A 23,938-nucleotide genomic window follows, 5' to 3' on the forward strand; every position below is an offset into this window, starting at 1 on the left:
ACTGGTCACCCAGGTATCTCCCCCGGTGAAGACGGGTGCCGCAGCGGTCACCGTATCGCCTCCCATCGGGGTCGGATGGCCAGAAGCCGAGTCGCTTTCCTCCTGAACACGCATCACAGCCCCCTCAGGTTGCCCGCGTTCCCGCCCGGTTCCCGGCGGGTCGAGATGCCCACGTCAGCGGTGCGCGAGGGAGTCCGGCAGCCGGAAACCGCCGCCGTCCACCTCGCCGAACTCGTGCACGCCGACGACCGCCGCGTGCGAAATCGGGCCGTAGACGTGCGGAAACCACACCCCGGCCGGATGCGGCGGCGCGCCGTCTTCCCATCGGACGGGAACGTCGAGCTTGGCCGGGTCGATTTCGAGCAGCACCAGATCGGTGCGGCCCCGGTAGAGCGCGTTGGCAGGCAGGTGCGCCGTGCCGAAGTCGGAGCAGTGGACGAACCCGGCATCCCCCAGTGACGGCGGCCGGTACTCGCCGCCTTCGCCCACTTCGGCCCAGTCGGCCGCCCCACAGATGTGAAGTATCACGCGGAGAATGGTCCCACCACGACGATCCGACGGCGGTGTCTCGTACACCACATAACGCCTGGTTGAACGCTCATCGAGCGGGTTTCCGGTGACCGGGGCGGACCGGTGGACCGGCGCTTTTCGACGACGCTTGAAAGGGTTGCGCGGGGCGGCCGATTTCGGGTCTTCGCCGACGGCTGTCGCGGGTTCGCCCGGCGCGGTCAGCGTTGGCGCTTTGGCGGCCGAAGCTGCCGCAGCGAACCGCTCGTTCAAAGCCCGGCGAGCTGCCGCGAGTGCGCCGTCGCGGATCGAAGCTGCCGTCACAAAGGCTCGCTCAAGGCCGGGTGAGCTGCCCCGTCGGACGGTCGTCACGACGGCGCCCACGCCTGGCCAGCCGCGCGGGGCGGAGCTGCTCGCGGACCGGACCAGAGCCGCCGCCGAGCGGGATGCTCGGCGGCGGGGTGGGCCGCTTCGACGCGGCCCGGTTGGTCAGCGGAGGGTGAGCTGGCGGCCGATGAGGCCGTCGCGGGCGCGGCGCTCGGCCGCGTTCAGGGGTTCGGCGTCGAGGGACTTCAGGGCCGTCTCGAGGCGGGTGCCGAGGGCGTCCTTCGCGTCCGCCCACTCGCGGGCGTGGGCCTCGGGGTCGAGGTCCCAGACCGGGACCAGCAGGCCGTGCGCGCGGAACGAACCCGCGTACCGGGAGCCCTCGCCGAGGCCGAGCTCGCCGGCCGCGGACAGCCGGGCCAGCGCCTGGAGCAGCAGGTTCTCGGGCTCCGGGCGGACCCAGCGCAGGTGCGCCTTCTCACCGGCGAGGACCCAGTAGGCGCCGTGGCCCAGGCGCTCGGTCGGCATGATCGCGGCGTTCGCGCGCTCGAGGGACACCGCGACGTCGCCGGTCGCGTCCGCGTCCTCCGGCAGCCACCAGGCGAAGTCCTTGTGCAGCGTGACGTCGAGCTCGGCGCCCGGCGTCAGCAGGTCCTGGAGGCGGGCGTGCTCGTCGGCGGACGGCGGGGTCGTCGTGTCCGGCACGCCGAGCACGTCGCCTTCCTTGGCGTCCAGCAGCCACTTCAGCGAGCGGCCGAGGTCGCGGCTGATGTCGGACGAGCGGGTCTGCACCTGCAGGCCGAGGTAGCGCTCGCCGTCCGAGCGGACGAACGCGGCCGCGGCCATCGGCAGCACCGTGCCGAGGGTGACGTCGCCGCCGTCGGCGAGGGCCAGCTTGGCCGTCGCGGACGGCACGAACTCCCGCAGCGCGATCAGCTCGGGCTCCGCCGCCAGTCCCTCGAACGGCTGGCCGACGAAGACGTCGCGCACCTTCGGCTTGCGGTCCGACGCCTGCTTGGGACCCTTCTTGCGCGCGCCCTTGCCCACTGCTGCCTCCTCTGGCTCGGCTTGGAACGCTATCGAAGGGTTAGTCTCGCGACGTGTTCGACCCCCGCGATCCCGCGTTCCTGGAAGACCCGTACCCGGCGTTCGCCGCCCTGCGCGAGCAGGGCGACGTCCATTTTCACGACGGCCTCGGCTTGGCCGTGGCGGTGTCGCACGCGGCGTCGTCCGCCGTGTTGCGCCACCGCGGGCTGGGCCGGATCTGGCAGGACGCGCAGCCGCTCGAACGCTTCGCGTCGTTCAACCTGCTGCACCGCAACTCGCTGCTGGAGAACGAGCCGCCGGCACACACCCGACTGCGCCGGCTGATCGCGGGCGCGTTCGGTCGCGGCCACGTGCAGCGGCTGCGTCCGATGGTCGCGACGCTCGCCGACCGGATGGTCGACGACCTGGCGGCCGCGATCGCCGCGGACGGCAGCGCCGACCTCCTGGAGCACCTCGCCCAGCCGCTGCCGGTCGCGGTGATCGCCGAGCTGCTGGGTGTGCCCCGCACTGACGGGCCGCGGATGGTCGAGCTGTCCAACGCGATCGTGAAGATGTACGAGTACGGCTTGGCCGAGGAGGGTCGCGACGCCGCCGAGCGGGCGGCCGCCGAGTTCGTGGCGTACGTCCGTTCGGTCGCTTCGGATCGCGGTTCGTCGCCGGGGGACGACATCATCAGCGACCTCCTGCGCAGCGAGCTGACGCCGGACGAGCTGGTCGCGACCGCGGTGCTGCTGCTGATGGCCGGCCACGAGGCGACGGTCAACGTGCTCGGCAACGGCATCACGGCGCTGCTCACCCACCGGGACCAGTGGGAACGGCTACTGGCGTCTCCTTCCTTGCTGGACTCGTGCGTCGAGGAGCTGATCCGGTTCGACGCACCACTGCAGCTGTTCGAGCGGACGGCGACCGAAGACGTGTCGATTTGCGGATATGTCGTTACGGAGGGGCAGAAGATCGGCGCGCTGCTGGGTGCCGCGGCTCGCGATCCGAAGGTGTTCGACGCGCCGGACACCCTCGACATCGGCCGGACGCCGAATGTGCACCTCGGGTTCGGCCTGGGGATCCACTACTGCGTGGGTGCTCCTCTCGCTCGGGTGGAGATCGCCGCGGCTTTGAGCGCATTGGCGGCGAAGCTGCCGGGGCTGCGACTCGCCGAGGCTCCGCGGCGGCGGCCGGAGTTCGTGATCCGGGGGTTGCGGGAGCTTCGAGTCACCTCGTGAGCCCGGGTCTCGCGTGATCCGGAGCGGAACTCACGTGACTGGACCCGGAACTCGCGTGACTGGACCCGGAACTCGCGTGATTGAAGGGGTATCGCGCGTGATTGGGGAGGCATCACGCGTGATTGGAGGGGCGACACGGGGTTCATGGGGTTACTCCGGCGAAGAGGTCGGTCTCGGGTTCGGCTGGTGGGGTTGGGTGGGCCAGGTGGTAGTCCTCGTGGGGCCAGGCTTTTCGTTCGATTTCGCGTGAGTGGGTGAAGAACGGGTGGGCGGGGTCGACCTGGGTCTGGTGGGCCAGGAGGGCGCGGTCGCGCGTGGCGAAGTGGGACTCGCAGCGGATTCGGGTGGTGACGGGCAAACGGGGCGCCGTCGGGAGTTCGGCCAGGACGTCGGCCATTCCGGACTCCAGGCCGGCGGCCAGGGTCGCGTCGTGGATCGCTTGGAACCACGCTCGGCTCAGAGTTGCTTGGTAGTACAGCTTTTGCGGACGCCAGGGCTCGCCGGTCCCGGGGTAGCGGGTGGGGTCGGCAGCCGCGGTGAAGGCTTCGAGCGTCACCTCGTGGGTGCGGATGTGGTCCGGGTGGGGGTAGCCGCCCGTTTCGTCGTAGGTGATCACCACGTGGGGGCGGAACTCGCGGATCAGCGCCACCAAAGGGGCGGCAGCCTGATCGAGTGGAAGAGCCGCGAAGCAGCCTTCGGGTAGTGGTTCGTCTTCGGCGGGCAGGCCGGAGTCGACCAGGCCGAGGAACTGCTGGCGGATGCCCAGGATCGAGGCTGCCGCGGCCATCTCGCGGCGGCGGACCGCCGGGAGGTCGGCGCGGGTTTCCGGGGTGTCCACGGCCGGGTTGAGGATGTCGCCGCGTTCGCCGCCGGTGCACGTGGCCGACCAGGACGTCGACGCCTTCGGCCGCGTAACGGGCCAGCGTCGCCGCGCCCTTGCTGGACTCGTCGTCAGGGTGGGCGTGGACGCTCAGGAGGCGGAAAGTCATCGAGTGCTCCTTCGAGGGAAGAAAGCCGCGGGAACCAGGGTGAGGGCCGACAGCGCCAGGGCCCAAGTGAACGTCGTACCGAATGCCGCGGGAGGCGCTGAAAGCGTGAGTGAGCGGTGGAGGATCGCGGCCAGCAGCGCAGTGCCCAGCGAGCCGCCGACGCGGTTGATCACGTTGAACGCGCTTGCCGCTCGCGGGATCCGGGATCGCTCCAAGGAGCCGTACAGCGTGGTCATTCCTGGGGCTGTCGCCACGCCTAGGCCCACTCCGCGGATCAGGAGCGACAGCGTCAGCAGGACTCCGCTGGGTGCCGAACCGAGCTGAGTGAACGCCACCGTGCCTGGCAACGACATCCCGATACCGGCCAGCATCATGCGGCGCGGGCCGTCACCGGGCTGCCCAGGTCGCGGGCGATCGAGTCGATCCCGACCGTCACGATCGTCGCGTCGAGGATCGACAGCACCGCGCCCATGATCAGGACGCCGCCGAGCCTCCACAGCGCCGCGTCGGGCCGAGCCGCTGCCAGAGTCACATCCACCCCCAAGAACATTAGGTCAGACCTCAGATTAGGTTCGACCCACTCACTGGGTCAAGCACAAACTTGGGTTCGACCCAGTAGGGTGACCCGCATGAGCAAGGGACTCCGGGCCCAGAAGAAGCACGAGACCAGGAAGACCATCTCCGACGTCGCGACGAAGCTGTTCATCCGTAACGGCTTCGAAGACGTGACGATCGCGGAGATCGCCACCGAGGCGCGGGTCGCGAAGATGACCGTGACGAACCACTTCCCGCGCAAGGAAGATCTGGTCTTCGACATCCGCGCGGACTTCGCGGCCTGGCCGGCCACCCTGGTCCGCGACAGCGTCTTCCACGACACCCGCGAGCTCTACTTCGAGGCGCTGGGCGCCGAGCACGCGCTGGTCGGCTTCTCGGGCCCGGGCTTCGTGCGGATGATCAAGGAGAGCCCGATCCTGACGAACGCCCTGCACGAGATGCACCGCGAGCGCGAGGCCGCCCTCACGCACCTGCTGATCCGGCGCCACCCCGAGCAGGGCCTCGAGCCGGTGCTCGCGGCCGCCCACCTCGCCACCGTGCTGCGCGTGCTCTTCCAGGAGGTCTTCGACCGGACTCTCGAGGACGAAAAAGGGATCGCCGACGCGGTGTGGCCCACCGCCGAACTGGCCTTCGACCAGCTGGAACCCGTGCTGGGCCAGTACTAGCGCGCCGCGCCGGCAGGTGCAAACTTGACGGCAATTGGTCGTCGGATGACCTCGGCGGGACAGGGTTGTGGCAGCCGCTTCAGGACACGCGCCTCGAAAGCGAGCGGCCGTGTTCTTCGATGCTCGCGGCCACCGCTGCCTGGAGCGGCTCGTTGCTGTCCAGAATCGAAGCGAAGCGCGGCCATTCCGCCTCGACTCGGTCGATCGTCTCACCGACAACGTCGATCAGACCCGCACCGACCGCACCCAGCCGACGTTCCAGTCGCTGGAAGGTACCGGCCGCAATCCGGGTGAACTGTCGGGTGCCTCCGAACTTCAGCCCCAGGTCCTCGGGCTCATCATCGGTTCGATAGGCAGCCGTGCATACCATGTCGTAGGCGGGCGCGAGAGTGGGGATGCGTCGGTCCGGGTAGATCAGGGACCAGTTCTTGAAATGTGCGTCGCCATTGGAAATCAAGATGTTAAAAGCAAGTCGCCGGGCGAACTCGCGCAGCGCTGAAAGGTCGTGGCGGCGATAGATCAACGCCGCCACGGTCTCGAAGTTCCCCTCATACTTGCGATCCGGGTAGACGTTGCGGACTTGGGCGAGATCTTCGATGTGGACCGATCCACGGCTATCGTCCCGGTCGAATCGGCGGATTGCGTAAGCCAGACTTTCATTCTCGGGCCATACACCTGGTGGCAGGTTGTCGAGCTGGTCCCGACGGACCAGCCGAACTTCGGGAACATCGATTCCCACGGCCGCGGCCATTGACATCATCGCGTACTCGTTAAGCGGCACGTCCGCGAACACCCGGTCGGGAAGCTTGACGATCCAATCGCCGCCTTCCCCGTGTGCGGGCAGGGTAAGCCGATCGTCTTTCCCGATCATCGAGAACTTCAGCCCGACGCCTGCGAGGGAGAACCGCCATCCGGCGTGCCCGGAGTCGATCGTCCCATGGGGGTTGACCGTCAGGGCGGCAGGATCCCAGCCCTCCGGCGCCGTCTCCTCGGGTAGCACCCGCACCGCACCCGGGAGGTCGTGCCCGACCTGCGCGAGCAGCTCCATCTCACGGTCGGCCGAGACATGCCGATCGGCGGCGATCCAGTCGCGAAGGCGCCCTTCCGGCAAAAGGTTCGAGAACCAGGCAGGAACCCGGAGCGCGTTGGCGTGCCGGGCTCGGACGTCCTGCTCGAACACCAGCCCCAGCACCGGCCGGCCAGGATCGTCGAGGTATTCCTCGGTGAACGTAAACCAGGTGTAGTCACCGCGCTGGTTCAGCGTGCCGACTCGGCGGGAGCCAAGCCACACGCCGTGCCGGTACTCATGCATCGTCATCGTCGTTCTCGTCGGCTAGAACCAGGTCGGCCAGCGGTGGGGTGTTTTCCAAGCCCCACTCACAGTTCCGCTCGAGGAAAATCGCCAAGTTGACTCCGAGCAGTTCCTGCCGGGCCTTGAGCGCGTCCGGAATCGCACCGGCGCGAAGCAGCCTCACGATCTCCTCGGTGAGGCCGTGGGACTGCAGGACCTCCGTCCGATCTGGGCCGGCGACAAGCAGAGCTGACGCTTCCACCGGGTCGACGTCCAAGATCGGCATGAGGACCCGGTTGGCTGCCCACGAGCGGTACGGCTTCGGCGCCGACGGCACGACATACTGAACGGCGTCGCGAGCCGTCTTGTTCTCGCCGACACCAGCCGCGAAATCTTGCAAGCTGTACGGTTCTCCGGTTTCCGGATTACGCGGCCCGGCCGCCCACCACGAACAGAGCACGATTTTGGTCGATGCCTGATTGGTAGCGAATCCACTCAGATCAGGAAACTTAGGGTTCGGCTGGTCGACCGCTTCCAGCAACGCCTGCACGGAACCGGTGAGGTCGTCGGAGCTGACCTTGGTGCACAAGAGCCGGGCCGCGTCACCGGTACCCGCCTTGAACTGCTGGGGACCGGCGACCGCCGCACGCCAGAACCAGCGACGCAGGAGGCTCCGGTTGCGCGGATCCGGATCGGGGTGATGCGCGAAGAGACGCACCAACGGGACTAAAAGGTAGCTGTAGGCCAGCACCGAGAAATGCGGAACCGACGCGTCCTGCTGCAAAAAGGTGACGGCCCGCCGCAGCGCTGCCTCTCCTGCCTCGTACGCCTTGTCCCGGCCCTCGTCACCCGGCTTCGAAAACTCGTCACGCACGTCGCGTTTGACGTCAGTGCCTCGACGGGCCAGGACCGACTGGAGCACGGTGTTGCCATCGATGGTCCCGAATGAGAGGTCGGTCGCGATGTGATCGGCGACCAGGTCGAGGGTGAACTGGCTGTTGTCTTCGCGCGCGTTGAGCGCCGAAAAGATCTCCGCCCGGGTAAGCCGTTTTCCGTAGTTGTTCATCCGGTCGAAGATGTCCTGCAACACTTTGGGGTCGTCCTGGCTCACCTGGTACGCGGGAACCTGGAACTGACGGATGGTGCGGGTGATCGCACTCGCCGACTCGAGATGGTCGGCGATGCCGGGATACCTGTTGAACCACAGGAGGATCTTCTGCAGGTCGAACAACACCGACAGCGGGATCACCAGCGGGTCGTCGTTCTTCGGCGGCCGGACGAACTGCCGCTCACGAAGGTCGTACGACAGCGCGAACCGCGGATCTCCCTCCGCGTCAGGGCTCAGTGCGTTGGCAAGGCTGGTGATCCGCTGCTGTCCGTCGACGACGAACGAGGCATCGGTCGACTCCGGCGCGTCGATGCTCAGGGCTCCGAGCCGGAGCTTCTGTGCGGAAGCCGGGCGGACCCAGAGCAGCAAGCTGCCGATCGGATACCCCCGGACGATGCTGTCGAACAGCCGTCGGACGTCTTCCCAAGCCCAGCGAAAGTCCCGCTGGAACGTCGGCACCCGGATCCTGCCGTTCCAAGCCATGCTGACCAGCGACTCCACGTCCAGTGTGGTCGCGCTCGGCCGGGAATCCAGTGTCATCGCCATGCCGCCCCTCCCTGTCCTTACCGGTTCACTCTGGCAGACGATCCGCCGTTTCCGGTAACCACGGTCCGGCCTGGATAGGCCTTTGTACCGAGACTGGCCCTCTCATAGGTGAACGGTTCGAAAACCGAATCCGTGACCGCGACCACGCATGACTCCTCTCGGCATCGATGCTCGAGAATACGCGAGCGTTACGGAAGGTAACCTTCGCTGCTCACGGTGGCGGCGAGAGCAGTTAACGCGCCGCGCCGGAGGGGCGCGCCGTGCGCAGCTCGGGCTCCGGGGCGCCCGCCACCTTCAGCACGCGCATCGAGCGCACCGCCTTCGCGTCCGACGGCGCCAGCAACGCCGAGAACCGCCGCACGACCAGGGCGGTCACCACCGCCAGCAGAGCCGCGGCCAGGTCGGTCAGCGCGACCAGCACGACGCTGTCGGCCATCGACTGCACGTCGCTTCGGAAGCGCCAGGCGATCGTGACGCCGAGCAGTACCCAGTTCAGCAGCCAGGCGCCCCACCACACGAGGACCTGCCGCGACGGCTTCGGCCGGACGTCGCGCGGGCGGCCCAGCACGGCGTGCTCCAGCTCGCCGGCGATCGACAGCGCCATCGGCAGGTTCGCGACCGGCACGAGGACGCCGACCAGCACCTGCCACACCGGCCGCGGCGGGTCGTCGCCCGAGACGTCCGCCGCCGCCCGGCGAGCGACCAGCAGCCACCAGAGCGACAGCCCGGCGGGCAGCAGCGCGAGGATCGAGGCCAGCAGTCCCGCGGTGAGCACGAACCCGTCGGAGAACGCCACCACCGAACGGTTCAGCGCGGACTCGCGACCCTGGAGGAGCAGGACGTAGCGCCAGACCTCCGCGCCGGCGGCGACCACGGCGAGGACGGCGAACGCGAAGAGGACGCCGATCAGGCTGCGGCTCAGCACCGGCATCCGGTCCATCGGGCGGACCTCGTCCGACGCCGTGCCGGGCACCGAAGTCGGGCGGCGCCAGACCAGGTTGGGGAAGCCCCAGCGCGGCGGCACCGGGTACGACGGCGGTCCGAAGTACCGCTCGGGCGGCGTGACCCGGCGACGCGGCCACGCGCCCGGCGGCGGGGTCGCCACCCAGCGCAGCTTCGGCCGGTGCGGAGGACGGCGGTGGTACGGGTACGGCTCCGACTGGGTGGCCAGCGTCCGGCCTTGCAGCTGCTGGGCGCTCGGCGGCGGGGCCTGGCGCGGCCAGTACCCAGGAGGCGGAGGCGGACCCGGCTGCAAGGCTAGATCACTTCGGGTTCGATGCCGGGGTGCTCGCCGACCATCGGCCGGCCTTCGCGCTGCCACGCGCCCATGCCGCCGGCGACGTTCACCGCGTCCCAGCCGCTCTGGTTGAGCCACGCGGCCGCCCGCGCGGACCGGCCGCCGCTGCGGCAGATCACGTGGATCGGCTGGTCGTCGGGCAGGTCGGCCAGCTCGCCGACGCGGGCGGGCAGCTCTCCCATCGGGATGTGCACCGCGCCGGGCGCGTGCCCGGCGGCCCACTCGTCGTCTTCGCGGACGTCGAGCAGCACGAGGCCGTCCTTGGGCAGGTCGCGGACCTCGGCGGTCGGCAGTTCAGCAGGGCTCACCACGATCTCCATGCTGCCATGTGAGGGCGTTGCCCGCGCGTGAGGTGGACGTACGCCGGGCGGAACCGGGCATCTCGCGTGATCCGGGAGGCATCACGCGTGATTGGAGGGGCATCACGCGTGATTGAGGGGTCGACACGGCGAACGGGCCTCCCGGGAGTCCGGGAGGCCCGTCGGCTCAGTGCGTGACGGCCTTCTCGGCGCCCGCGCCGGTCAGCGCGCGCACCTCCATCTCCGCGTACTTCTCGGGGTTGCGCTCCTTCGACAGGACCGTGCCGAGCCAGCCGAGCAGGAACGCGGCCGGGATCGAGACCAGGCCCGGGTTGTCGAGCGGGAACCAGTGGAAGTCGACGCCCTGGATCATCGACGCGCTCTTGCCCGTCTTGGCGTCCACGGGCTTGCCCGAGACCGCCGGCGAGAAGACGATCAGCACGATGGTGACCAGCAGGCCGCCGTAGATCGACCACAGCGCGCCCTGGGTGTTGAACCGCTTCCAGAACAGCGAATACAGGATCGTCGGCAGGTTCGCCGACGCCGCCACCGCGAACGCCAGCGCCACCAGGAACGCGACGTTCTGGCTCTTCGCCAGGATGCCGCCCGCGATGGCCAGCGCGCCGATCACCAGCGCCGTGATCCGGGCGACGCGGACCTCGCCGCCGGTCGAGACCTTGCCCTTCTTGATCACGCTCGCGTAGACGTCGTGGGCGAAGGACGCCGACGCCGTGATCGTCAGGCCGGCGACCACCGCGAGGATCGTCGCGAACGCGACCGCCGAAATGAACCCGAGCAGCACCGGGCCGCCGAGCTCCAGCGCCAGCAGCGGGGCCGCGGCGTTCGTCGTCCCCGGTGCCTTCGAGATCTTGTCCGGTCCGACGATCGCTCCGGCGCCGTAGCCGAGCACCAGTGTGAACAGGTAGAACACGCCGATCAGCACGATCGCCCAGACCACCGAACGACGCGCGTCGCGCGCGGTCGGCACCGTGTAGAAGCGCATCAGTACGTGCGGCAGGCCCGCGGTGCCCAGCACCAGCGCGATGCCGAGCGACAGGAAGTCGAGCTTCGTCGTGCCCGTCTTGCCGTACTGCTTGCCCGGGTCGAGCAGCGCCGCGCCGCCCTTGTCGACGGCCGCCTGGAACAGGCTGGACAGGTTGAAGCCGTACTTGCCGAGCACCCACAGCGTCATCGCGAAGGCGCCGATGATCAGCAGCGCCGCCTTGATGATCTGCACCCAGGTGGTGCCCTTCATGCCGCCGATCAGCACGTACACGATCATGATCACGCCGACGACGGCGATCACGACGTCCTGTCCCGCCTCGCCCGAGATGCCGAGCAGCAGGTTGACCAGACCACCGGCGCCCGCCATCTGCGCGAGCAGGTAGAAGAACGACACGGCCAGCGTCGAAACCGCCGCGGCCGCGCGCACCGGCGTCTGCTTCATGCGGAACGCGAGGACGTCGCCCATGGTGAACTTGCCGGTGTTGCGGAGCAGTTCCGCGACCAGCAGCAGCGCGACGAGCCACGCGACGAGAAAGCCGACCGAATAGAGGAATCCGTCGTACCCGTTGACGGCGATCGCGCCCGCGATGCCGAGGAACGACGCCGCGGAAAGGTAGTCACCGGAAATCGCGATGCCGTTCTGCGGGCCGGTGAACGCGCGGCCGGCGGCGTAGTAGTCCGACGCCGTCTTCGTGTTGCGACTGGCCCGGAACACGATCACCAGCGTGATCGCGACGAAGACCAGGAAGATGATGATGTTGAGGGTGGAGTTGGAGCCCTCCACGCCCGCGGCGAGGCTCATGCGACCGGCCCTCCTTCGATCCGGGCGCGGATCTCGTCGGCGACCGGGTCGAGCCTGCGGTTGGCGTACCGGACGTACAGCCCGGTGATGACGAACGTCGAGACGAACTGCAGGAGGCCGAAGACCAGGCCGACGTTGATGTTGCCGACCAGCTTGGTGCTCATGAAGCCGTGCGCGTAGTCGGCGAGGAACACGTACAGCAGGTACCAGAGCAGGAACAGCGCGGTCATCGGGAACACGAACACCCGCAATCGGCGGCGCAGGTCCGTGAATTCGGGACTCCCCTGGATGCTCTCCCAGTCGGTCTGCGGCTCCGCGCCACCGACGTCGTGTTCGGTGCTGCTCACAGCCGATCTCCACCTTCCCGTTTTTCGTACTGGTCGTACTGGTAGAAACCAACGGAACGTATGGGTCGACCGGGTAGTTCGAAATCCCTCGATCGGGTATTAATCCCTTACTGAACGTCAGTGCGTCACTTGCGATGCCGACCGCGCCCGGCGATCCGGGTCTTCTCCTCGGCCTGGCCGAACCGCGCGACCGCCCGGTCCCGCATGAAGCCGAGCGGATCGGGCGCGTGCAGCCGCAGCATGATGTCGTGCACGTGGTCCGGACGCCCGTAGCCGGTCACGCGGCTGACGAAGTACGTCGTCACGAACGCCACTGGCACGGTGATCAGCGCCGGCTGCGTCACGAACCACGGCGCCCAGCCGCCGGTGTAGCCGCTCACGACGTTGACGATCAGCGCGGCCAGCACGAGACCGCCGCCGACGAACATCCCGGCCAGCGCGCCCGGCCAGGACAGCTTGCGCCACCAGATCCCCAGCACCAGCAGCGGGCTGAACGTCGACGCGGCGAGCGCGAACGTCAGCCCGATCGACAGCGAGATGTCCTCCGGCCGCAGCGCGACCGCCAGCGCGATCGGGAACAGCGCGACCAGCCCGGTCGCGACGCGGAAGTCGCGGACCCGGCCGGGCAGCAGGTCAGTCGAGACCACGCCGGCGACGCTGACCAGCAGCCCGGACGTGCTGGACAGGAACGCGGCGAACGCGCCGGCCGCGGTGACCGCGCCGAGGATCTGGCCGCCGACGCCCGGCAGCATCGCCGAAGGCAGCCGCAGGATCGCCGCGTCCGTCTTGCCGGTGACCAGCAGCTCCGGGACGTACATCCGGGACAGCGCGCCCAGCAGCGTCGGGAAGAGGTAGAAGAGGCCCAGCAACAGCAGGACGTGCACGGTGGTGCGGCGCGCGGCCTTGCCGTCGGGGTTGGTGTAGAAGCGGACCAGCACGTGCGGCAGGCCCATCGTGCCCAGGAACGTCGCGAACATCAGCGAATACGTCTGGAGCAGGTCGGTGAGGCTGCCCGAGCCCGGGTGCAGCCAGTTCGCGTTGACCGCGCTCGCGTCGCTGACCACCGGCACCGGCGTGCCGGCCAGGAACTTCAGCTTCGTGCCTTCGGAAACCGTGTGCGGCGCCAGCGGGGTCCAGTGCGTCGGTCCGGCGGCCGGACCGTTGTCCGTGCGGCCGTAGGCCCAGAGGTAGGTGTCGCTCTGCACGTGGAGGGTGACGTCGGTCTGGACGTCCACTGTGGTGTCACTGGTGAACACCGGCGGCGCCGCGGCGCCGAGCGGGCGGAAGCCGTCCGGGCCGCCGCCGGCGAAGAAGACCATGCACAGCACGAACGCGGGCACCGAGATCGCGAACAGCTTGAGCCAGTACTGGAAGGCCTGGACGACGGTGATCGCGCGCATGCCGCCGGCGATCACGTTGAACGCCACCACGACCATCACCGCGATCGCACCCGCCCAGACCGGCACCGGCAGGATCGTCGCCAGCGCCAGTCCCGCGGCCTGCAGCTGCGGGACCATGTAGAGGATCCCGATGAACACCACGAACGCCGTCGAGAACCGGCGGAGCCCGATCGAGCCGAGCCGCATCTCGACGAAGTCCGGCAGCGTGTACGCGCCGGAGCGCCGCAGGGGCGCCGCGACGAAGAGCATCAGCGCGAGGTAGCCCGCGGTGAAGCCGATCGGGAACCACAGCGCGTCGGCGCCGTCCTTGAGCACGATCCCCGCGATGCCGAGGAACGACGCCGCGGACAGGTACTCACCGGAGATCGCGGCGGCGTTGCGGCGGGACCGCACGGTCCGCCGGGCGACCAGGAAGTCGTGCGTGCTCGTGGCCGAACGCGAAGAGCGGTGACCGAGGAAGAACGTCACCACGGCGACCAGCACGATGCCGGCCAAGGCCCACGGGTTCAGCTGCACGGGGGAATCCTCGCACGAGTCGTGCGGAAACTAGTTTTCGATCATGTCCACGAACGCGCGTTCGTTGCGTTCGGCCAGGCGGTTGTACCAGATGCCCACGCCGAACAGGAACGGGAACGGCAGGACGCCCAGGATCAACCAGGCCACCGGGATGCCGACCAGGCTCAACCGGGAGAACCCGGGAAGCAGGTAGAACAGCGCCGGCAGCGAGCCGAACACGACGACCACCAGCCCGGCCAGCAGCAGCGCCGTGCGCAGCTGGACCTTGACCAGGTGGTCCTTCACGAGCAGCTTTCCCCAGCTGGTCTGCTCTTCCAGCTCGACACGGGCCCGCAGGCTGCCGGCGCCGCGGCGCGGGTCGGCGAGGATCACTCGCTCCCGCTTGGGTTTCGCGTGGTGCTCCGGCTTCGGCGCGGGCTCGTCGTCCGGCGCGGGCGGCAGCGACTCGACGACGGCGCGGTCCGACGGCTGCGGCAACGGTGTCTTGGCGCGACGCCTGCCGAGCGTCGGATCGGGCTCTCGCACGCCGTTCGCGCGGCGCTCGTAGAAGTCGTCGGTCATGACCGGTCCCGGCTCAGCCGTTCCGGCCCGAACCGACCAGCCGGTCCTTCAGCGCGCGGGTGTGCCGCCTGCTGACCGGCAGCACCTTCTCCTCGTTGCCGATCACGACCTGGTAGCCGCCCTGGCCCATGCGCAGCTCGGTGATGAGCGGCAGCGCGACCAGGAACGACCGGTGGATCCGGACGAACCCGGCCTTCTCCCAGCGTTCTTCGAGCTGGGCCAGCGGGATGCGGACCAGGTGGCTGCCGTCGGTGGTGAACAGCCGCGCGTAGTCGCCCTGCGCCTCGACCCAGCGGACCGACGAACGCGGGATGAGCTTGGTGGTGCCGGCCAGCTCGACCGGGATGACCTCGTCGTCGTTCTTCACGCCCGGCTCGCCGCCGAGGGCACCGGGCTGCGGCGCCGCGGCCGAGGCCAGCTTCTCGAGCACGCGGGAGATCGCGCGGTCGAGGCGATCCTGCTGGTACGGCTTCAGCACGTAGTCGAGGGCGCCGAGGTCGAAGGCGTTGACCGCCTCTTCGGCGTGCCCGGTGACGAACACGAGCGCGGGCGACGGCCGGAGCGCGGCGAACACGCGGGACATCTCCATGCCGGACAGGCCGGGCATGTCGATGTCGGCGAAGACGGCGTCGACGATCGGGAGGCCGCGCTCCTTGCGGTCGCGTAGCCTCGGGTCGTCGGTGGACAGCAGCCGCAGCGCCTCCGACGCGTCGATCGCCGGGAACACCTTCGCGACGTGCGGGCTGTTGCGCAGGCAGTGGACGAGTTCGTCCAGACCTCGAGGCTCGTCGTCCACAGCCAGGACCACGAGCTTCCGGGTGTCATCGTGAGCACTCACAGTGAAACGCATCCTGCCCATTGCCGAGTGCAATGTCCAGCCCCCGTCCGCCTGAAGTGAGAGGACCCCGCGGCCCGGGCCGCGGGTCCCTCGTCTCAGTGCACGAACGTGAACCAATTGAGGTTCACGAAGTCGGCGGGCTGGCCGCTCGTGAACGTCAGGTACACGTTGTGCACGCCGGTCACCGCGCTGATGTTGGCCGGGACGGTCCGCCAGCTCTGCCAGCCGCCCGTGTTGCCGACGGCGAAGCTGCCGATCGGGGCGTTGGACAGGCTGTCCAGCCGGACCTCGATCAGGCCGCTGACCCCGCTGCCCGCTCCGGACGCCACGCGCGCCTGGAAGTTCGTCGCCGCGCTGCTCCCGAAGTCGATACCGGGGTAGAGCGCCCAGTCGCCGTTGCCGGCCGGCCCGATGTTCTGCCCGCCGCCGGTGTCGGTGGTGGTCTGCTTGGCCAGGCCGTTCTGCTGGCTGTACGACTCGGCCTGGATGGTGCTGTACGCGCTGCCGCCGCTGCCGGGCGGAGTCGTCGTGGTCGGCGGGGTCGTGGTGCCACCGCCACCGCCGCGGGTGGTGACCGTCACGTAGTCGACGACCATCGGGTGCCCCGGCACGATCCCCGGCCCCGGCGTGGTCGTGCCGGAGTTGTTGTTCGGGAACGCGCCGCCGATCGCGACGTTCAGCAGGACGAAGTAGCCCTGGTGGCTCGTCATGTTCGCCCACGTCGTCGCGTCGACCTGGTTCTGGCTGACCGAGTGGAACTGCTGGCCGTCGACGAACCAGCGGAACACCTGCGGGCTGACGCTCGCGTCCCACTCGAAGCGGTAGGTGTGGAAGGCCGACTGGCAGCTGCTGCCCGGGCACGCCCGGTTGTTGACGATGCCGGTGGTCTCGTTGCACGGCCCGCCCGGGTTGACGCCGCAGTGCATGACGCCCCAGACGGAGTTGATCCCGTTGACGTTCTCCATGATGTCGAACTCGCCGATGGCGGGCCAGTTCCACCAGTTGCCGCGGTAGGGGCCGCCGAGCGCCCAGAAGGCAGGCCAGTAGCCGAGCGCGGCGGCGCCGGTGACGTTCGGCATCTGGATCCGGCTCTCGATCCGCAGGACGCCGCCGGCCGGGGGCTTGAAGTCGGTGCGCTGGGTTTCGATCCGCGCCGACGTCCAGTTGCCGGAGCCGTCGCGCAACGGCGTGATGCGGAGGTTGCCGGCGCCGTCCAGGGAGAGGTTCGACGGGCTCGCCGTGTAGTTCTGGATCTCGCCGGTGCCCCAGTTGGCGGGGCCGCCGGGGTAGGAGTGACCGGTGTCGACGATCCAGTTGGCGCCGGAGGGCAGGGCGCCGGAGCTACCGGTGAAGTCGTCGGCGAAGACGGTGGTCCAGCCCGACTCCGGCGGCGGGATCGACGCGGCGGCGGGCAGGGTCAGCGGGATGGCGATGAGCGCGGCGCCGAGCACGGCACCGATGGCGAGTCTTCGGGAGTGGGGCATCGGGTACGACCTCCTCGTCGGCCGGATTTGTTGCCGATCGCAACAAAGCCCGTTCACGAGGAAACCCGACGCCCCATGGGGAACTCCAGAGACGTTACGCAGCTAGAGTGATCCAGGTCACAAAGTCTGCCCGGAAGTACCCAAACCGGACAGCGAACTCAGAGACCGAAGCGGGACCACGCCGCCTTCTGCGTCACCGCCTCCAGTACCGCCGACGCCGCGGCCGGTGCTCCGATGCCCAGGCGGGCGAGCAGGGCCTTCTTCGGCTCGGCCACCGAGATCTCCGCGGCCGGGTACCGCTCGGTGACGATCTGGCGGAGGCTGCCCAGGCCGTCGATCAGGCCCAGCTCCTGCGCCTTCGCGCCCAGCCAGACGTCGCCGGTGAAGAGGTCCTCGGCGTCGTTCAGGCGGTCGCCGCGGCGCTCCTTCACCCAGCTCACGAACAGCTCGTGGAGCTGGGTGTGCATCTTCTTCAGCCACTCGACGTCTTCGGGCTTCTCCGGCGAGAACGGATCGAGGCGCGACTTGTTCGCGCCCGCCGTGTGCAGCCGGCGCTCGATGCCGAACCGCTCGAGGAGCCCGGTGAAGCCGAAGCCGCCGCTGATCACGCCGATCGAGCCCACCATCGACGTCCGGTGCGCGTAGATCTCGTCGGCCGCGCAAGCCAGCCAGTACCCGCCCGATGCGGCGACGTCCTCGCAGAACGCCAGTACCGGCACGCCCTTCTCGTCGGCCAGCTGCCGGATCCGCTCGGCGACCAGCCCGGACTGCGTCGGCGCGCCGCCCGGCGAGTTGATCAGCAGCGCGACGGCCTTCAGCCGGTCGTGGCCGAACGCCCTGGTCAACGCCGATTCGACGGCGGCGAGGTTGATCGCGCCCCTGGCCAGCGGGGACGGCGACGGCGTGATCACGCCGTGCAGCTTCACCACGGCCACGACGTCCTTGCGCTCCACGCGGTCGGCGAGCACCGGGATCCGCGAAGCCAGCTTGTCCGTAACGCTCATAACGCCAGGTTAGCGGGATTCAGCCCATGGGGAGGATGCCGGAGCGCGTGCCGTTGACGCCGTTCACCTCGGTGCCGTTCAGCTGGGCCGGGCCGCCCTGGGCCGGCACGTCGGCGTCGTCTTCGGCGCTGTAGTCCGGCATGTTCGGCCGGACGCCCGGGACGAACTTGGGCACCCGCAGCGTCACCTTCATGCCCGCGCCGGGCGCGGTCTCCACCATCACCGCGTAGTCGCTGCCGAAGACCTGCTGCATGCGCTGGCTGATGTTGCCGAGCCCGACGTGCGCGCCCGTGCTGTGCGCGTTCTTGACGTCCCGCAGCCGCCGCGGGTCCATGCCGATGCCGTCGTCCTCGACGCTGATCAGCGCCTCGGTGCCGTGGTCCTGCGCGATCACCGTGACGCAGCCGCCGCTGGGCTTGCTGGCCAGGCCGTGCTTGACGGCGTTCTCCACCAGCGGCTGGATGATCAGGAACGGCACGACGACGCTGAGCACCTCGGGCGCGATCTTCATCCGCACCTCGAGCCGGCCGCCGAAGCGGGCGTTCTCGATCGTCAGGTAGCGGTCGATGTTGCGCAGTTCCTCGGCGAGCGAGGTGAACATGCCCGACGTCCGGAACGAGTAGCGCGTGAAGTCCGCGAAGTCCTGAAGCAGCTCTCGCGCCTCTTCGGGGTCCGTGCGGATCAGCGCGGAGATCGTGTTGAGCGCGTTGTAGACGAAGTGCGGCGAGATCTGCGCGCGCAGCGCCTTGATCTCGGCCTGCTGGAGCTGCTGCTTCGACTCGTCGAGCCGGGACAGCTCGAACTGCGTGCAGACGAACTGGGCGACGGCGTCGGCCATCTGCACCAGCCGCCCCCGGGTGCGGCCGACGACGATCAGCGCCGCTTCGGTCTCGCCCTCGACCAGCAGCGGCACGATGACGGCGGTCTTCATCCGGCAGGTGCCGCGGTGGTTGCAGGGCATCCGGTCGTGCGCGACGACCTCGCGGCGGTGCTTGCGGATGGCGGCGCCGATGGCGTCGACGAGGTCGACGTAGTGCTCGTTCGCCTCGCCGTCCCAGGACAGCAGCGTGCCCTCGCTGTCGGTGATGCCGACGGCGACGCAGTCGAGCATCTGCAGCAGCTGGGTGGTGATCTTGTCGGCGGCGTCCTCGTCCAGGCCCGAGCGGAGGTTCGGCGCGGCCTTCGACATCCGGTGGACGGCCTGCAGCATGGCATCTTCCACCACGCTGGCCGGCTTGCGCTGCTTCACGAGCAGCACGACCACCACGATGCCGAGCAGGACCGCGACCCCCCAGGGGACGATCTGCGCAAGCGGAAACCCGGACACGGCGTCCATGCTCTGCGCTCGACCAACCGGGTGCAAGGCCTGATCCCACTTTCTGTCCAACTGTGATGACCGAGGGTTGGGGTGACCCTACTAAGAGTCGGACGGTGTGCCGACCGGTCACTGTCCGCAACACGCGGGAGGGGCGTCGTGTTCCACCGGATCCGGGGAAAGCTCCAGGAAGAGCCGGGTTTCGCTGTCGGCGATCGCGGCGGCTCCGGGGTCCGGACCGGCGGCGGCACAGCACGTGCGGCCGAACGGGGGAATCCCGGTGCGTGACGTGGCGACCACAGGTGTCACGGCTACTTCAGCAGCCGCGACATCCGGCGGTCGGCCAGCGGCTTGCCGCCCGTCTGGCAGGTCGGGCAGTACTGGAACGACTTGTCGGCGAAGGAGATCTCGCGGATCGTGTCGCCACAGACCGGGCACGGCAGCCCGGTGCGGGCGTGGACGCGCAGGCCCGAGCGCTTCTCCCCCTTCAGGCGCGCGGCCTTCTGGCCCACCGACCGCTGGACCGCGTCCGACTCGATCTCGACGATCGCCTCGGCCAGGGTCTCCAGCGCGCCGTCGTCGAGCTTGCCGATCGTCGCGTACGGGGAGAGCTTCGCGCGGTGCAGGATCTCGTCGGAGTAGGCGTTGCCGATGCCGGCGATCAGCGACTGGTCGGTGAGCGCCCACTTAAGCCGCGTGTTCCTCCCCGCGAACAGCTCGCGCAGCTGGGCGGCGTCGAGCGAAAGCGCGTCCGGGCCGAGGCGCGCGACGCTCGCGATCTCCTGCGGGTCCTTCACGATCCACACCGCGAGACCCTTCTTCGTGCCCGCTTCGGTGAGGTCGAAGCCGGGCCCGGTGGCGGACTCGAGGTGCACGCGCAGCGAGATCGGGCCCTTGCCCGGCTTGAGCGGTGCCGCGGCCAGGCCGTCAGACCAGCGCAGCCAGCCCGCCCGGGCCAGGTGGACGACCAGGTGCAGGTCACCCGCGACGACGTCGAGGTGCTTGCCGTGCCGGGTCGCGCCGGTGATCTCGCGGCCGTGCAGCTCGGTCCACGGCGGCATCGCCGTCTTCAGCACGCTCAGCGATGCGACATCGATGCGGAAGATCGTCTGACCTACCGCGTTCTCACGCAGGTGGTGCGCCAGCGCTTCGACCTCGGGCAGTTCGGGCATGCTCCCAGTTTCGCCCCTTCGGCCGAATTCCGGTACCGGCTACTCGACCGGGTGCAGCGGCCCGTCGAAGTCCGGCAGCGAGTGCCGCTGGATCGTCTTGGAGATCTTCTTGACCTCGCCCTGCACGGTGAACATGCCGCGGATGGTGCCGACCCAGCGCTCGGACGGCCGGTCGCCGGCCAGGTCGCCCTCGGTCTCCGCGACGACCGTCCACGGCCGCCGCAGGATCCAGCGCAGCGGGAAGAACAGCACTATGAGCAGCAGCGCCAGCAGTACCCACGCGGGGATGTTGACCTCGGTCGGCGTCCACACGACGAGGATCACGGCCAGCAGCGCGGTCACCACGATCATCGCGATGCCGGGGCCGTAGCTGCCGGCGACGTCGTGCTCGAAGTCGTCGGCCGTCGCCGGTGCGCGCCATTCCATCTGGGCACGGACCACCCAGTCGCGGCCGTCTTCGCCGCGTACCAGCCGGTTCATTCAGTTGCCTCCCGGGGCGCCCGCAGGGTGAGCACCACAACGGTACCGTGCCCCGGCTCGCCCGCGCGAGGGAGGAATCGGACATCCCACGCGGCGAAGTTGATCACCGCAGTTCAGGGAGCCGGCGAACCGGTCGGCGCCGGATCCGCCGGTTCGCCCGACTCGGTGACGGCGGACGCGCTGCTCGGGCACGGCTTCCCGGACGTCGGCGTCACCGTCGTCGACGGCTCGGTGGTCGCCGGGTCGTCGCCGGTGGGTGCCGGCTTGGTCGGCGCGGTCGTCGTCGTGCTCGCCGGCGACAGCTCCGGGGCCCCGGCGCTCGGCGGCGCCGTCTCGTCGCTGGACTTCGTCATCTCCGTGCTCGTCGAGTCCAGCCGCGGCGATGTCGTCGAGTGGTCAGGCGTCATGAAGGTAGAGGAGGTCAGGTCGTCGCGCGGGGTTTCGCCGCTCGGGCGCGGGACGGTCCCGCTCCCGCCGCCGACGTCACCGACCGGGACGTCGGCCGCCGGCACGGACGGCACCTCGTTCGCCCCCACCTGCCGGGTGCCGGTGCGCTGCCGCACCGGGACGGCGACGCCGGTGCCGCGGCCGTTGAGCACGCCGATGCCGATGTGCGGATCCGGCTGCGGCTGCGGAGGCGGCTGGTGGTGCGACCCGGTCGGCGGCACCACCACGAGCTCGGGCGCACCGCCGGTCAGCCCGACGTCCTGGACCGGCGTCGAGCCGAACAGCACCGGCCCGGCCGCGACGCCGACGGCACCCACGGCCGCGGTCGACGCCAGCGCGAGCCCGATCTTGACCTTCGAGCCGACCAGCACGCCCTTGAGCGTCGTACCGAGCCCGGCCAGCACGCCGCTGCCGCCTGCCGCGGCCGGCACCAGCAGCACCAGCACCCCGGCGTGGGCGCGCAGCGACGAGCAGACGTCGCGCAGCTCGTCCTGCGTCGCGCGGCACGAGGGGCAGCCGTGCAGGTGGACCTTGATCCGTTCGGCCTCGGCGCCGGTGACGCTGCCCGCGGTGAACCCGCCGAGCTTTTCGACGACCGCGCGGCACGAGTCCGGCCCGCAGTTCACCGAAAGGTGCGCCTGCAGGTACGCCGCGCGGAGACCCTGGCGGGCGCGGCGGGCCAGCGCCGCGGTGGCGTTCGCGCTCAGCCCGAAGTGAGTGGCGACCATGGCCGGCTGCTCGCCCTCGACCTCGGTCTGCCACAGGACGGTCCGCCAGCGCTCGGGCAGGCTCGTGAACGCCGTCGTGATCAGCGTGTGCTCGGCCGTGCGGGCGTGCGTGTCCGCACCCGCGCCGGCGCGGAAGGTCAGCTCGTCGTCCGACACGGGGACGTCGCGGCGGGCGCCGTGCCACTCCCAGGAGACGCGGCGGGCGACGGTGAGCAGGTAGGCGCGGACGTAGTCACGGGGACCGGCGCCCCGGCGAAGGGCCTGGAGCACGCGGAAGAACGTCTCCGCGGTGATGTCCTCGGCCTCGGACCGGTCGGAAGCCAGGCTCTGCGCCAGTCTCCGGACGGCGGCGGCATGCAGCTCGAACAGCTCTCCGAACGCGGCGTCCTCGCCGTTTCGAAGTCGTTGCAGCAGTGCCTGCTCGTCGGATTCCGAGGCCGCTGGTGGCGGCACCGTGCCCAGCTCGGTCATCCGGCCCGGCACCTCCTCCCCGAAGGTCTCCCCATTCGGTCGAATGGGGACACCATACGGAGGGAATCAGCCGTCGTCACCCCTTGTACGCCAGCTGTGACACCGAAGCACCGGCTCAGGGCACCGGGGGACCCGCTCATCGGAGCGGTTTCCGGTTGGTATAGAGTGCTTCTCAACAGCAAGGCAGTGCGGATGTAGCGCAGCTGGTAGCGCATCACCTTGCCAAGGTGAGGGTCGCGGGTTCGAATCCCGTCATCCGCTCAGGGACAGGGGCCGTGTGTCGACGGACAGCGTCGACCACGGCCCCTTCGCCATTTCACCCCGGGGGCCGAGCCCCCGGACCCCCACGGCGCCTCCGCCAGACTTCGCGAGCGGGTCGGTCCGGTGACCGCTGTCACACGACGTTCGTCGGTTGCGGCCGGGCTCGTGCCGGTTCGGCAATGGTTTTCATCTGGTGGTCCGGACGCCTTTTCGCGAAGCCACCTCTTCGGGTGATGCTCGGGGGGCCGACGCCGCGGGTCCTGGGAGCTACAGCTCGTAGACGTCCAGGACCGTCGGGGCCACCGGGGTCAGGTGCGGGTCTTCGCGCTCCGTCACCTGGCCGCGCGCCATGCGGTAGACGCGGAACTCGTTGTCGTGCTCGGGGTCCTGGTCGTCCCAGACGTGCAGGAGGCCGTACGAACCCGGGGCCAGCTCGCCGGCCCTCGTGAACAGCTCCAGCAGCTCCGGGGCCAGGCGGCCGCCGTGCTTGTCGAAGCCCGCGAAGTGGAGCATCGGCATGCCCGCGCTCCAGCGGAGGTCGACCAGGTCGAAGTCACCCGCGTCGCGGATGGCGCGGTGCACGCGGTCGACCAGGCGCTCCAGGAGCGCCGCGTCGTCATCGCCGCTCGCGGTCGCCTGGATGGTCACCCAGCCGTGATATTCGAACACCCGCGCAACGGTAGCAAGAGATCAACGGCGAGTTCAGCGGGCCAGCGCGGACGGCTTTCCGTCCTTGCGCAGGACGTTCGTCAGGACGCCTTCGCCGTGCTTCTCGAACGCCGGGACGAGCTTGTCGCCGAACACGCAGAGCGTGCGCTCCCAGGGGTGGCCGAGCGTGCCGAACGAGAAGTCCGCGGCCAGGAACAGGTGGTAGTCCGCGCGCGGGAACACCGGCACCGGCCAGCGCGCGCCCGGGGTCATCAGGTGCGGGCGGACGCGGTAGGACTGGTGCTGCCAGTGCAGCGCCCACATCCAGTCGTCGGGGCCGCAGACCTCGCGGAACGCGGCCAGCGCGATGGCCGCGACCTGGTGCTCGTCGACGGCGTACGGGCCGAGGCGGAACTCCGCCGAGGCGCGGTCCAGGTCGCCGGGCGAGAGGTCCCAGGTCCGCGACGGCACCGGCTCGCGGAAGCCCGGCCAGGCGTGGGCGTAGGTGCTCGGCCAGAACGCCAGCTTGTCGTACACCCAGTACCAGGCGGGTTCGTCGGCGACGCGGGAGACGGCTTCCCAGGCAGCATTCACTGTTACGACCTCTGACT

The 23,938-nt window shown here is 69.6% G+C and carries 23 protein-coding genes, 1 tRNA gene and 1 pseudogene; 3 read left to right on the forward strand and 22 right to left on the reverse strand.

Annotated features, from left to right (window positions below):
- Positions 1-174: 174 nt before the first annotated feature.
- Together OG738_RS10765 and OG738_RS10770 are read right to left on the reverse strand one after the other, a co-directional pair.
- Positions 175-528 carry a DUF952 domain-containing protein gene (locus tag OG738_RS10765; RefSeq protein ID WP_329056649.1) on the reverse strand — a complete coding sequence of 118 codons (354 nt, stop codon included), beginning with the start codon at positions 526-528 and terminating at the stop codon, positions 175-177.
- 468 nt (positions 529-996) lie between these two features.
- Positions 997-1,878: a DUF5926 family protein gene (locus OG738_RS10770; protein ID WP_329053279.1), complete on the reverse strand. Its 882-nt coding sequence runs from the start codon at positions 1,876-1,878 to the stop codon at positions 997-999.
- Positions 1,879-1,931: 53 nt separating this feature from the next.
- On the opposite strand from OG738_RS10770, the gene OG738_RS10775 reads away from it, so the two are divergent.
- A complete protein-coding gene (locus tag OG738_RS10775; RefSeq protein WP_329053280.1) occupies positions 1,932-3,098 on the forward strand; it encodes a cytochrome P450 in 1,167 nt (388 codons plus the stop codon).
- Positions 3,099-3,240: 142 nt separating this feature from the next.
- On the opposite strand, the pseudogene mca reads toward OG738_RS10775, so the two are convergent.
- From mca to OG738_RS10790, 3 genes and pseudogenes are all read right to left on the reverse strand, one after another.
- Positions 3,241-4,087, reverse strand: a pseudogene (gene mca, locus OG738_RS10780) (mycothiol conjugate amidase Mca).
- Positions 4,084-4,323, reverse strand: a complete 240-nt coding sequence (locus OG738_RS10785; RefSeq protein WP_329053281.1) for a hypothetical protein — start codon at positions 4,321-4,323, stop codon at positions 4,084-4,086. Before OG738_RS10785 ends, mca begins: the two are co-directional and overlap by 4 nt.
- A 134-nt stretch (positions 4,324-4,457) precedes the next feature.
- Positions 4,458-4,625, reverse strand: coding sequence for a hypothetical protein (locus OG738_RS10790; RefSeq protein WP_329053283.1), 168 nt, complete (start codon positions 4,623-4,625; stop codon positions 4,458-4,460).
- A 91-nt stretch (positions 4,626-4,716) separates the two neighbouring features.
- Here OG738_RS10790 and OG738_RS10795 point away from each other — a divergent pair, with 91 nt between their 5' ends.
- Complete coding sequence (locus tag OG738_RS10795) at positions 4,717-5,307, forward strand: TetR/AcrR family transcriptional regulator (protein ID WP_329053284.1); 591 nt, start codon at positions 4,717-4,719, stop codon at positions 5,305-5,307.
- A gap of 79 nt (positions 5,308-5,386) precedes the next feature.
- On the opposite strand, the gene OG738_RS10800 is transcribed toward OG738_RS10795, so the two are convergent.
- The 15 genes from OG738_RS10800 to OG738_RS10870 all read right to left on the reverse strand — a co-directional run bounded on the left by OG738_RS10800 (position 5,387) and on the right by OG738_RS10870 (position 22,418).
- A complete protein-coding gene (locus OG738_RS10800) occupies positions 5,387-6,625 on the reverse strand; it encodes a type II toxin-antitoxin system HipA family toxin (RefSeq protein WP_329053286.1) in 1,239 nt (412 codons plus the stop codon).
- On the reverse strand, positions 6,612-8,252 hold the full coding sequence (locus tag OG738_RS10805; protein WP_329053287.1) for a DUF262 domain-containing protein: 1,641 nt from the start codon (positions 8,250-8,252) through the stop codon (positions 6,612-6,614). The genes OG738_RS10800 and OG738_RS10805 overlap by 14 nt, the downstream gene beginning before the upstream one ends.
- 232 nt (positions 8,253-8,484) lie before the next feature.
- On the reverse strand, positions 8,485-9,507 hold the full coding sequence (locus OG738_RS10810; protein ID WP_329053288.1) for a DUF4328 domain-containing protein: 1,023 nt from the start codon (positions 9,505-9,507) through the stop codon (positions 8,485-8,487).
- A 2-nt stretch (positions 9,508-9,509) separates the two neighbouring features.
- Positions 9,510-9,869, reverse strand: coding sequence for a rhodanese-like domain-containing protein (locus tag OG738_RS10815; protein ID WP_043791039.1), 360 nt, complete (start codon positions 9,867-9,869; stop codon positions 9,510-9,512).
- A gap of 166 nt (positions 9,870-10,035) precedes the next feature.
- Complete coding sequence (locus tag OG738_RS10820; protein WP_329053291.1) at positions 10,036-11,655, reverse strand: solute symporter family protein; 1,620 nt, start codon at positions 11,653-11,655, stop codon at positions 10,036-10,038.
- On the reverse strand, positions 11,652-12,002 hold the full coding sequence (locus OG738_RS10825; RefSeq protein WP_329053293.1) for a DUF485 domain-containing protein: 351 nt from the start codon (positions 12,000-12,002) through the stop codon (positions 11,652-11,654). Before OG738_RS10825 ends, OG738_RS10820 begins: the two co-directional genes overlap by 4 nt.
- A 125-nt stretch (positions 12,003-12,127) precedes the next feature.
- The gene (locus tag OG738_RS10830; RefSeq protein WP_329053295.1) at positions 12,128-13,918 is read right to left on the reverse strand and encodes a sodium/solute symporter; all 1,791 of its coding nucleotides are present in this window, start codon (positions 13,916-13,918) and stop codon (positions 12,128-12,130) included.
- A 30-nt stretch (positions 13,919-13,948) separates the two neighbouring features.
- Positions 13,949-14,479, reverse strand: coding sequence for a hypothetical protein (locus OG738_RS10835; protein WP_329053296.1), 531 nt, complete (start codon positions 14,477-14,479; stop codon positions 13,949-13,951).
- Between the two features lie 13 nt (positions 14,480-14,492).
- Positions 14,493-15,329: a LytR/AlgR family response regulator transcription factor gene (locus tag OG738_RS10840; protein ID WP_329053297.1), complete on the reverse strand. Its 837-nt coding sequence runs from the start codon at positions 15,327-15,329 to the stop codon at positions 14,493-14,495.
- Positions 15,330-15,412: 83 nt separating this feature from the next.
- Positions 15,413-16,801, reverse strand: a complete 1,389-nt coding sequence (locus tag OG738_RS10845) for a carbohydrate-binding protein (protein WP_329053298.1) — start codon at positions 16,799-16,801, stop codon at positions 15,413-15,415.
- Positions 16,802-16,959: 158 nt separating this feature from the next.
- Positions 16,960-17,805, reverse strand: coding sequence for a S49 family peptidase (locus tag OG738_RS10850; protein ID WP_329053300.1), 846 nt, complete (start codon positions 17,803-17,805; stop codon positions 16,960-16,962).
- A gap of 19 nt (positions 17,806-17,824) precedes the next feature.
- Complete coding sequence (locus OG738_RS10855; RefSeq protein ID WP_329053301.1) at positions 17,825-19,141, reverse strand: histidine kinase; 1,317 nt, start codon at positions 19,139-19,141, stop codon at positions 17,825-17,827.
- Positions 19,142-19,431: 290 nt separating this feature from the next.
- Positions 19,432-20,292, reverse strand: coding sequence for an Fpg/Nei family DNA glycosylase (locus OG738_RS10860; RefSeq protein ID WP_329053302.1), 861 nt, complete (start codon positions 20,290-20,292; stop codon positions 19,432-19,434).
- Between the two features lie 39 nt (positions 20,293-20,331).
- Positions 20,332-20,772: a DUF983 domain-containing protein gene (locus tag OG738_RS10865; RefSeq protein WP_329053303.1), complete on the reverse strand. Its 441-nt coding sequence runs from the start codon at positions 20,770-20,772 to the stop codon at positions 20,332-20,334.
- Between the two features lie 113 nt (positions 20,773-20,885).
- The gene (locus OG738_RS10870; RefSeq protein ID WP_329053304.1) at positions 20,886-22,418 is read right to left on the reverse strand and encodes a sigma-70 family RNA polymerase sigma factor; all 1,533 of its coding nucleotides are present in this window, start codon (positions 22,416-22,418) and stop codon (positions 20,886-20,888) included.
- Positions 22,419-22,606: 188 nt separating this feature from the next.
- Here OG738_RS10870 and OG738_RS10875 point away from each other — a divergent pair.
- A tRNA-Gly gene (locus OG738_RS10875) sits at positions 22,607-22,679 on the forward strand.
- 267 nt (positions 22,680-22,946) lie between these two features.
- Here the strand turns inward: OG738_RS10875 and OG738_RS10880 are convergent.
- Both OG738_RS10880 and OG738_RS10885 read right to left on the reverse strand, forming a co-directional pair.
- Positions 22,947-23,348 carry an immunity 7 family protein gene (locus OG738_RS10880; RefSeq protein ID WP_155548401.1) on the reverse strand — a complete coding sequence of 134 codons (402 nt, stop codon included), beginning with the start codon at positions 23,346-23,348 and terminating at the stop codon, positions 22,947-22,949.
- A 33-nt stretch (positions 23,349-23,381) separates the two neighbouring features.
- A complete protein-coding gene (locus OG738_RS10885) occupies positions 23,382-23,921 on the reverse strand; it encodes a DUF2716 domain-containing protein (protein WP_329053306.1) in 540 nt (179 codons plus the stop codon).
- Between the last annotated feature and the right edge of the window lie 17 nt (positions 23,922-23,938).

This window comes from Amycolatopsis sp. NBC_01488 (assembly GCF_036227105.1).
Classification (GTDB): domain Bacteria; phylum Actinomycetota; class Actinomycetes; order Mycobacteriales; family Pseudonocardiaceae; genus Amycolatopsis.